This is a genomic window from Rhodococcoides corynebacterioides NBRC 14404 (assembly GCF_001894765.1).
GTDB lineage: Bacteria > Actinomycetota > Actinomycetes > Mycobacteriales > Mycobacteriaceae > Rhodococcoides > Rhodococcoides corynebacterioides.
Genome location: NZ_BCWV01000007.1, coordinates 235,864 through 244,921, shown reverse-complemented (window position 1 = coordinate 244,921; position 9,058 = coordinate 235,864). Strand labels below are relative to the sequence as shown.

8 protein-coding genes and 1 tRNA gene are annotated in these 9,058 nt (G+C 68.4%); 1 reads left to right on the top strand and 8 read right to left on the bottom strand.

The window, feature by feature from the left end; genetic code table 11:
* Nucleotides 1-48: 48 nt before the first annotated feature.
* Nucleotides 49-927: an IS3 family transposase gene (locus RC2_RS16740; protein WP_369406140.1), complete on the top strand. Its 879-nt coding sequence runs from the start codon at nucleotides 49-51 to the stop codon at nucleotides 925-927.
* Between the two features lie 98 nt (nucleotides 928-1,025).
* Here the strand turns inward: RC2_RS16740 and RC2_RS16735 are convergent, their stop codons facing one another.
* From RC2_RS16735 to RC2_RS16700, 8 genes are all read right to left on the bottom strand, one after another.
* Complete coding sequence (locus RC2_RS16735; RefSeq protein ID WP_245811158.1) at nucleotides 1,026-1,538, bottom strand: DUF4913 domain-containing protein; 513 nt, start codon at nucleotides 1,536-1,538, stop codon at nucleotides 1,026-1,028.
* Nucleotides 1,535-2,374: a type IV secretory system conjugative DNA transfer family protein gene (locus tag RC2_RS16730; RefSeq protein ID WP_068153311.1), complete on the bottom strand. Its 840-nt coding sequence runs from the start codon at nucleotides 2,372-2,374 to the stop codon at nucleotides 1,535-1,537. Before RC2_RS16730 ends, RC2_RS16735 begins: the two co-directional genes overlap by 4 nt.
* A 243-nt stretch (nucleotides 2,375-2,617) precedes the next feature.
* A tRNA-Thr gene (locus RC2_RS16725) sits at nucleotides 2,618-2,693 on the bottom strand.
* A gap of 63 nt (nucleotides 2,694-2,756) precedes the next feature.
* Complete coding sequence (locus tag RC2_RS16720) at nucleotides 2,757-3,944, bottom strand: DNA polymerase III subunit delta' (protein WP_068153314.1); 1,188 nt, start codon at nucleotides 3,942-3,944, stop codon at nucleotides 2,757-2,759.
* Nucleotides 3,945-3,954: 10 nt separating this feature from the next.
* Nucleotides 3,955-4,905 (bottom strand): DUF808 domain-containing protein, encoded by a 951-nt coding sequence (locus tag RC2_RS16715; RefSeq protein ID WP_068153317.1) that lies wholly within the window; start codon nucleotides 4,903-4,905, stop codon nucleotides 3,955-3,957.
* A gap of 33 nt (nucleotides 4,906-4,938) precedes the next feature.
* A complete protein-coding gene (gene topA / locus RC2_RS16710; RefSeq protein WP_068153334.1) occupies nucleotides 4,939-7,920 on the bottom strand; it encodes a type I DNA topoisomerase in 2,982 nt (993 codons plus the stop codon).
* A gap of 167 nt (nucleotides 7,921-8,087) precedes the next feature.
* Complete coding sequence (locus RC2_RS16705; protein WP_068153319.1) at nucleotides 8,088-8,666, bottom strand: hypothetical protein; 579 nt, start codon at nucleotides 8,664-8,666, stop codon at nucleotides 8,088-8,090.
* Nucleotides 8,667-8,793: 127 nt separating this feature from the next.
* A complete protein-coding gene (locus RC2_RS16700; protein WP_005248460.1) occupies nucleotides 8,794-8,997 on the bottom strand; it encodes a cold-shock protein in 204 nt (67 codons plus the stop codon).
* Between the last annotated feature and the right edge of the window lie 61 nt (nucleotides 8,998-9,058).

The following is a 9,058-nucleotide window of genomic DNA, read 5'->3' as shown; positions in this document are numbered from 1 at the left end:
ACTCAAGCGTGCGAGTGCGTATTTCGCTCGGGAGAACATCCTCCCAAAATAGGGTTCCGGCTGGTCCACGAATTGGCTGCGGACGGCTTTCCCGTCGCGGTGACCTGCCGGACCCTCGAGGTGTCGAGATCCGGATTCTACGACTGGCGACATCGACCACCGTCCATGCGTGATATGTCGGATGCACTGTTGGCCAACAGCATCCGTGATATCCACGAAGGCTCACGAGGGTGCTACGGCGCGCCGCGGGTGCACGCCGAACTGCGCCTCGGTGCAGGTGTTCGCGTAGGACGCAAGCGTGTTGCACGGGTGATGCGCATTCTCGGTCTCGCCGGTATCGGTGCCCGACACAAGCGTCGCCGCCGACCCGCACCAGCGGTGCACGACGATCTCGTGGCCCGCCGGTTCGTCGCCGAGCGGCCCGATCAGATCTGGTGCACCGACATCACAGAACACCCCACCGGCACGGGCAAGGTGTACTGCTGCGGGGTCCTCGACACGTTCTCCCGGCGCATCGTGGGGTGGTCGATCGCCGATCACATGCGTACCGACCTCGTCGTGGATGCACTGCAGATGGCGCTGTGGCGACGCCACCCGGAGGCCGGGACGATCATGCACTCGGACCGCGGATCTCAGTACACCAGCTGGGTTTTCGGCCAACGACTGCGCACGGCAGGACTGCTCGGGTCGATGGGTCGGGTGGCCTCGAGCGTCGACAACACGATGATGGAATCGTTCTGGTCGACGATGCAACGCGAGCTGCTCGACACCCGATCATGGGACACCCGAGATCAGCTCGCCTCCGCGATCTTCGAATGGATCGAAGCCTGGTACAACCCGCACCGCCGGCACTCCGGGATCGGCTACTCCTCGCCAGTGGATTACGAACACGCCTACCATCGACGGGTCACCTCAGACGTGGCCTGAACACCCAACCCGAACTGTCCGGGAAACCGGGTCAAGCTCCGCCATGAGTGCTCCTCGGTTCAGGGGGTTGCGGATTTTTCTAGGAGGTGAAGGTGCCGTCAGGCAGGGGACACGGGTGAATCGGCAGTGTGGAGCGCCAGCAGCTCGTCGGGAATGGCGATGCTCGGGAGCGGGTGCACCTGCCGGTGGTCGGGGGTGCAGTCCTTGAAGGTGCCGTCCGGGGACAGCAGTCTCGACATGTGGTGATCGGCGTGGTCCTTCCACCACACGCTCATCCCGGTGGCCGGATCGAGCCGTAGGTACTCCCATGCCCGCCACAGGGCGTCGACTCGGGCGCGGGCTTCGGGGTGCAGGAACCAGCTCGGGCACCACCGCATCGCCGGGTGGTCGATGGTCTTGCGCCGGTACGCGGGTGCGAGGAACTCGGCGAAGAAGCGGTACGCGTTCGGGTAATACGGGCCCCGAGCATCGGAATCGGCCCGCTCACCCGCCCCGCCCGCCTCGTCGCCGGCGAGACTGTCTTGCAGCTCGTTTCGATCGCTGTCGGCTGGTGATGCATCGGCCGACCAGGCTCCGTCCATGTCGGAGCCCGGGTCGAACTCGTCGCTCACGAGGCCACCGCCGCGTCAGTCCGCCGCGCTGCAACTGAGTGTTTCTGCGGCTGTGGGAGCAGCGATGTCGCGTTCGCCGGATCAGGATCGTCGGCGTTGGAATACACGACGGGGTCCTGGCCGGCACGGACCCGGGCGGCGGCGACGGCATCGGCGAACGGTCCGGTGTACCAGGGCATCGTCTCGATCAGCGCCGGTAGGCATTTCGCGGCGCGCAGGATCGCCCGCCCCGCGGGCATCGCTTCGAGAGCATCCGCGGGCAGGGTGCGGATCTTCTGCCGTTGCTGCGAGCTCGACCGCCCGGAGGAGTTGGTGGAGACGGTCTGGCTCATCTCCCAGTGATCACCGAGGGCGGCGGAGGTGTTCTCGAGAAACCGGCCGTCGTCGGTGGATCCGCCGCCGCCGTACACGCGGATCGTCGACGCGCCCCACAGCTTCTTCATCCCGCCCTGACCGAAGCATTCCTCTCCTTGGGACCAGGACTGCAGGATGGTGGTGACGGTGATTCCGCGGGAACCGAAGTGGATGCACCGGTTCGGCAACTGCCGCCACCGCACCACATTCGCGGCTTCGTCGAGGGCGTACGTCGCCGGCACCCGCAGCCGCCCCGCCGGCAACGATCCTTCCGCGGGGGTGGCGGTGGCCCGATCGACCAGGGCGTCGGTGACAGCGACAGTCAACGCGGTGACCAGGGCGCCGCACTCGTTGGCGGCGTCCTCCAACGACAGGCAGAACAAGTGGGTGCGTCCTCGGCGGCGAACGCTCTCGAACAACGTCGCACGGATCCGGCACGGCAGCGGTGCACCGCCACATCGGACCACCGTGAGTCCGCGCACGTCCGCACCCCAACGGGTCCCGTTACGGATCGTGTCACCCTCGTGTCATCGAGACTGAATGCGCAGGTCAGAGCCACCGAGACCGGCGACCTTAACAGTCCAAATGAAAAAGTCGGTTCCGAATACTTGCTGGTCAGGGCAGTGCTGGCATGTACTCCATGGACCTACGGCACTTCATTCGGGCGCACCCGGAGCTGAAAAAGCGGCCATGCGAATCGCATAACCGCTGATCAGAGTACGTTGTGGAGCCGCCTAAGAGAATCGAACTCTTGACCTTTTCATTACGAGTGAAATGCTCTACCGACTGAGCTAAGGCGGCGCGGCCCCGCGAGGAGCCGGGACGAGTCTAACCACTCGCCCCGGTCACCACCAAAACGGGCCCCTACCTGGCCGCCGCGCCCAGGGTGGCCACCATGGCGTCGACCGCGAACTTGGGCTTGACGTTCATCTCGAGCGCCTCCCGGCACCGCAGGATCGCTTCGATACAGGTCAGCAGCGACTCCGCCGAGCACACCGACGCCAACCCCCGCGCCTGATCGACCATGTCGGGGTGGGTGAGCGTGGACTCGGCACCGAAGGACTGGGCCAGCGCGTCCCGGTAGAGACCCGCGAGGTCGATGAGTGCCCGGTCCAACGCGTCACGGCCGGTGCGGGTCCGGCGGGACTTCTGCCGCGCCTCGAGCTCCTTGAGCACACCCGCCGAGCCACGGAGCGCGCCGGCCGCACCCTTACCGGTGCCGCCCGCGCCGAGAGCGGTGCGCAGCTCCTCGGTCTCCTGCTCGTCGCGTGCCGCGTTGAGCTCGACCGCGTCGAGTTCGGCGGCCTTCACCAGTTCCTCGACGACGGCGTACTGGGTGGCCGGCCGCAGCGCGGCCTTGGCGATACCCAGGGCCCGCTGGCGCCGGTCGCGCGCGTCGGCGTCCGTCGCCAACCGCCGCGCCCGGCCGACGTGCCCGCCCCCAACGGACGCCGCCCACGCAGCCGTCTTCTCGTCCAGCCCGTCGTTCTCGCGCAGGACGCGCGCGATGTCGTCCGGCTTGGGGGTGACCAGCGCGACGTGCCGGCACCGCGAGCGAATGGTGACGGCGATGTCCTCCGGATCCACCGACGGCGCGCACAGCAGGAAGATGGTCCGCGCGGGCGGTTCCTCGACCGCTTTCAGCAGGGCGTTGTAGGCCCGCTCACCGAGCCGGTCCGCGTCCTCGATCACGACGATCTGCCACAGCCCGGTCGACGGACGACGCGCGGCCATCTGCACGACGTCGCGCATCTCCTTGACCGAGATGGACAGACCCTGCGGCACGATGCGGCGCACGTCGCCATGCGTTCCGTGCAGGGTGGTGGTGCAGGCGCGGCAACGGCCGCAGCCGACGACGTCCGGATCGGTGCACTGCAGCGCGGCGGCGAAGCACACCGCGGCGATGGACCGGCCCGAGCCGGGCGGCCCGGTGAAGAGCCACGAATGCGTCATGCGCGACCCGATGTCGCCCTCACGGGCAGCGTGCGCCGCGTCCGTCAGCTCGGCCACCACCTCGTGCTGGCCGACCAGCCGATCGAACACTCCCGCCATGACGGCGAGCCTAGTGCTCCGCTCCGACACTCCCCGACCGACGGCCGCGCAGGCGCGCGATGCCGGCCAGGACGGCCACCACGATCGACCCGACGAGGAGCCCCAGCAGCGCCGAGAACAGGGTGTTGACGATCCAGGCGAGGACACCGCCGATCCCGCCGACACCGTGCACCGCCTCCTCGGCGTGATGCACCAGGTCGTACAGCGGGTGGAAGCCGAGCTCGTCGATGCCGACCAGCAGGATGTGGCCGCCGACCCACAGCATCGCGGCGGTACCGACCACGGAGAGCACGCTCATGACCTTCGGCATCCCACGGACCAGTCCGCGTCCGACGGTCTGCGCGATGCCCGACGACGTGTCGGCGAGACGGAGACCGATGTCGTCCATCTTCACGATCAGCCCGACGACGCCGTAGACCACCACGGTGATCACCACGGCGACGACGGCGAGAATGATCAACCGGGACCAGAAGCCCTCGGAGGCGATGGTGTCGAGGGCGATGACCATGATCTCGGCCGAGAGGATGAGGTCGGTGCGGACCGCTCCGGCGACGACGGTGTCCTCGTCCCGCGGCCCGTCCTCCTCGTGATCGTGCGCGCCGTGACCGCTGAGCGCACCCCAGATCTTGTGCACTGCTTCGTAACTCAGGTACGCGCCGCCGACCATGAGGATCGGGGTGAGCAGCCACGGCAGGAACTGACTGAGCAGCAGCGCGATCGGCAGGATGATGATCAGCTTGTTGCGCAGCGAACCGATCGCGATGCGCTTGACGATCGGCAGTTCCCGCTCCGCCGCCAGACCGCGGACGTACTGGGGAGTGACCGCGGTGTCGTCGATGACGACACCCGCGGCCTTCGCCGTGGCCTTTCCGGTGGCGGCACCGACGTCGTCGATGGACGCCGCGGCCAGGCGCGCGAGCGCGGCGACGTCGTCGAGCAGGGCAACCAGTCCTCCGGCCATGGGCCGACCTTACGCCGTACTCGGGTCGGCCGATCAGCCGTCCGTGGCCTCCGACGCCGTGGACTTCGCCGCGGCGGTCTTCTTGGCCGGCACCTTCTTGGCGGTGGTCTTCTTGGCGGTCGTCTTCGTGGCGGCCGCCTTCTTCGCCGGAGCCTTCTTCGCCGCGGTCTTGGCGGCCGTCTTCTTGGCCGCGGTCTTCGTCGCCGCCTTCTTGGTGGCCTTCTTCTTCACCGGACCGCGCGCGCGACGGTCGGCGAGCAGCTCCATCGCCCGCTCGTCCGTGATCGTGGCGACCTCGTCACCCTTGCGCAGGCTCGCGTTGGTCTCACCGTCGGTGACGTACGGGCCGAAGCGACCGTCCTTGATCACCATCGGCTTCTCGCTCACCGTGTCGACCCCGAGTTCGCGCAGCGGCGGCGTGGCCGCACCCTGCCGTCCACGGCGCTTCGGCTCCGCGTAGATCTTCAGCGCCTCGTCGAGCGTGACGGTGAAGATCTGCTCCTCGGTCGCCAGCGACCGCGAGTCCGTGCCCTTCTTCAGGTACGGGCCGTAGCGGCCGTTCTGGGCGGTGATCTCCTCCTTGGACTCGGGATCGACACCCACCATGCGCGGCAGCGACAGCAGCTTGAGCGCGTCCTCGAGCGTGACGGTCGCGAGGTCCATCGACTTCAGGAGCGAACCGGTGCGCGGCTTGACGGCCGCCGCCTTCTTCGCGGCCTTCTTGGCCGGCGCCTTCGCCTTGGTCGCCACGGCCGTTCCGCCGCCACCGTCCGAGCCACGTTCCACCGGAACGATGTCCGGGACGGGCTCGGGCTCCTCGGGGACGATCTCGGTGACGTACGGACCGAAACGACCCTCCTTGGCGACGATCTCGTGTCCGCTGGCCGGATCGACGCCCAGCTTGCGACCCTCCTGCGGCGTCGAGAACAGCTTCTCGGCGTACTCGACGGTCAACTCGTCCGGCGGCAGATCGTCGGGCAGGTTGGCGCGCTGGGAGATCGGGTCGCCGTCGGGATCGTCGGGGTTCTGCACCATGCGCTCGAGGTACGGCCCGTACCGGCCCACACGCACGTGGATCTCGCGCCCCTCGGCGTCGTCGAACAACCGAATGGAGTTGATCTCGCGGGCGTCGATGTCCTCGAGGTTGGTGCCCACCATCTTCTTCAGACCACCCGAGCGGGCCACCGAACCCTCGACACCGGTGTCACCACCGAAGTAGAACGCGCTCAACCAGTTTCCGCGGCGCTCGCGTCCGTCGGCGATCGCGTCGAGATCGTCCTCCATGCCGGCGGTGAAGTCGAAGTCCACCAGACGGCCGAAATGTGCCTCCAGCAAGCCGATCACGGCGAACGCGACCCAGGACGGGACCAGCGCACTGCCGCGCTTGTAGACGTAGCCGCGGTCGAGGATGGTCTTGATGATCGACGAGTACGTCGACGGGCGACCGATTCCCAGCTCTTCGAGCGTCTTGATGAGCGACGCCTCGGTGAAGCGAGCGGGCGGATTGGTGGTGTGTCCGTCGGGATCGAGGCCCGTGGCGGTGACCGCCTGCCCCTTCTCCAGGACGGGCAAGCGGGATTCGGCGTCGTCGGACTGGCCGCCGGCCTGATCGTCGACGCTCTCGACGTAGGCCTTGAGGAAGCCCGGGAACGTGATCGTCCGCCCCGACGCGGAGAAGGTGCAGTCCTCGCCGGTACCGGCGGTTCCCGAGATGCGCAGCGACAGTGTGGTTCCGCGCGCGTCCGCCATCTGCGACGCGACGGTGCGCTGCCAGATCAGCTCGTAGAGACGGAACTCGTCCGTGTCGAGCGAGCTGTGCAGCTGGCCCGGCGTGGCGAAGGAGTCACCGGCGGGACGGATGGCCTCGTGCGCCTCCTGCGCGTTCTTCACCTTGCGGGTGTACTGCCGCGGGGAGTCGTGGACGTACTCGGGGCCGTACAGCTCGGTGGCCTGACGACGGGCAGCATCGATGGCCGACGCCGACAGGTTCGTCGAGTCGGTACGCATGTAGGTGATGTAGCCGTTCTCGTACAGTCGCTGCGCGATCCGCATGGTGCGCTCGGAGGACATGCGGAGCTTGCGCCCGGCTTCCTGCTGCAGCGTCGACGTCATGAACGGCGGGTACGGGCGACGCGTGTACGGCTTCGACTCGGCCGAGGCGACGGTGAGATCGACGCCGTCGAGCGCCTCGGCGAGACGACGGGCATGGGCTTCGTCGAGCACCGTCACGTTCTCGGACTTCAGCTTGCCGTCGGCACCGAAGTCGCGGCCCGTCGCCACGCGGGCACCGTCGACGGACACCAACCGGGCGCCGAACGCCCGAGGGGTGGCCTCGGCACCGGCGTCGAGCTGGGCCGAGATGTCCCAGTACTCGGCCGACCGGAACGCCATGCGCTCGCGCTCGCGCTGCACGATGACGCGCGTCGCGACCGACTGCACGCGGCCCGCCGACAGCTTCGGCATGACCTTCTTCCACAGGACCGGCGACACCTCGTACCCGTAGAGGCGGTCGAGGATGCGGCGCGTCTCCTGCGCGTCGACGAGGTCGGTGTCGAGTTCGCGAGTGTCGTCGGCCGCGGCGAGGATGGCCGGCTTGGTGATCTCGTGGAAGACCATCCGGCGGACGGGCACCTTCGGCTTGAGCGTCTCGAGGAGGTGCCAGGCGATGGCCTCGCCCTCACGGTCGGGGTCGGTGGCGAGGTAGAGCTCGTCGGCGTCCTTCAGGAGCGACTTGAGCTCGCTGACCTTCCCCTTCTTCTCGGGGCTGACGACGTAGAGCGGCTCGAAGTCGTGATCGACGTCGACACCGAGGCGCGCCCACGACTCGCCCTTGTACTTGGCCGGCACGTCCGCGGCGCCGCGTGGAAGGTCGCGAATATGACCCACCGACGCCTCGACCACGTAGTCCTTGCCCAGGTAGGGCGCGATCTTGCGGGCCTTGGTGGGCGACTCGACGATCACCAGACGACGGACGCCGCCGGACGACGACCCCGTCGACTTGTCCCCTGCTGCCACGTGCTGCCGAACCTTCCTGGCCTCGCCGGACGAGACCCCTTCCAACCACGGTCGACGCCTCGAACCGCTCGAGGTCGACACCATACAGAGTGACACACGTGCACCGATCCGCCGTTTCGGCGCGATCGACGCGGGCGTCGGCGACTGCCACGGCGCCGTGGCCGCAGTCACGGTGCCGTCGGCCACTCCATCACACCCGGCGGCGCCTCGCCCACCGTGTCGACCAGTCGCCCGAGCCGCCGCCGACCCGTGACGCGCAGTTCCGGGGTCGATCCGCGGGCGCCGGCCAGCGTCGGTGCGATACCGACGCGCATCAACGACTCCGCCAGGACGGGGTGTGTGTCCGGTGCGTGCGGGTCCAGGCCGAACGCGAAGCGGGACCCGTCCGCGGCGAGCCGTCCCGACGCCAACGCCCACACGCGCAGGGCCCGCGGTCCGGGCGTCCAGCCGGCGGGTACCGCCTTGACCGCCCCGCGGGTCCAGGACCGTGCCGTCGGCATCAGGTCGGGAGTCGGGACGGACCGCACCAGTGGATGGCCCTCGTCGGTGTCCGCGATCTCGGGCGTGAGCCCGCAGTCGGCGATCATGTCCGCGATCGCGTGCGCCCGCCACGGCCGATCGACGACGACGGACACTCGCGCGCCGCCCCCGACGATCACCACCTGGCCCGGAGCAGCCAACAACCCCGCGAGGTCGTCCACCGCGGGCGGCGTCGACTCGGCGGAGAAGAAGGACAACTGACTCACAGTCGCGACAGTAGGTCACCGACGCCGTGGCCGCGGGACGACGAGCGACCCCCGGACGGACGAATCCCCCGCCACCCTGAACGGGTGACGGGGGATTCGCGTGTCGTGCGTGGATCCGATCCGAGGATCAGACTGCGCGGACGCCCGTGGCCTGGGGGCCCTTGGTGCCCTGGCCGACCTCGAACTCCACGCGCTGGTTCTCCTCGAGGGTGCGGAAGCCGCTGCCCTGGATCTCGGAGTAGTGGACGAAGACGTCAGCGGAGCCGTCCTCGGGTGCGATGAAGCCGAAGCCCTTTTCGGCGTTGAACCACTTCACAGTTCCCTGTGCCATGCTTGTCTATCCTTCTTCTTGACCACCGGATGCGGTGAACGGCACTTACAGTTCACCGGGC

Bases quoted from the DNA above. Each gene is read 5' to 3' on its own strand.
- RC2_RS16700 (WP_005248460.1), bottom strand. From the start codon at position 8,997: ATGGCACAGGGAACTGTGAAGTGGTTCAACGCCGAAAAGGGCTTCGGC.
- RC2_RS16715 (WP_068153317.1), bottom strand. From the start codon at position 4,905: ATGGCCGGAGGACTGGTTGCCCTGCTCGACGACGTCGCCGCGCTCGCG.
- RC2_RS16720 (WP_068153314.1), bottom strand. From the start codon at position 3,944: ATGGCGGGAGTGTTCGATCGGCTGGTCGGCCAGCACGAGGTGGTGGCC.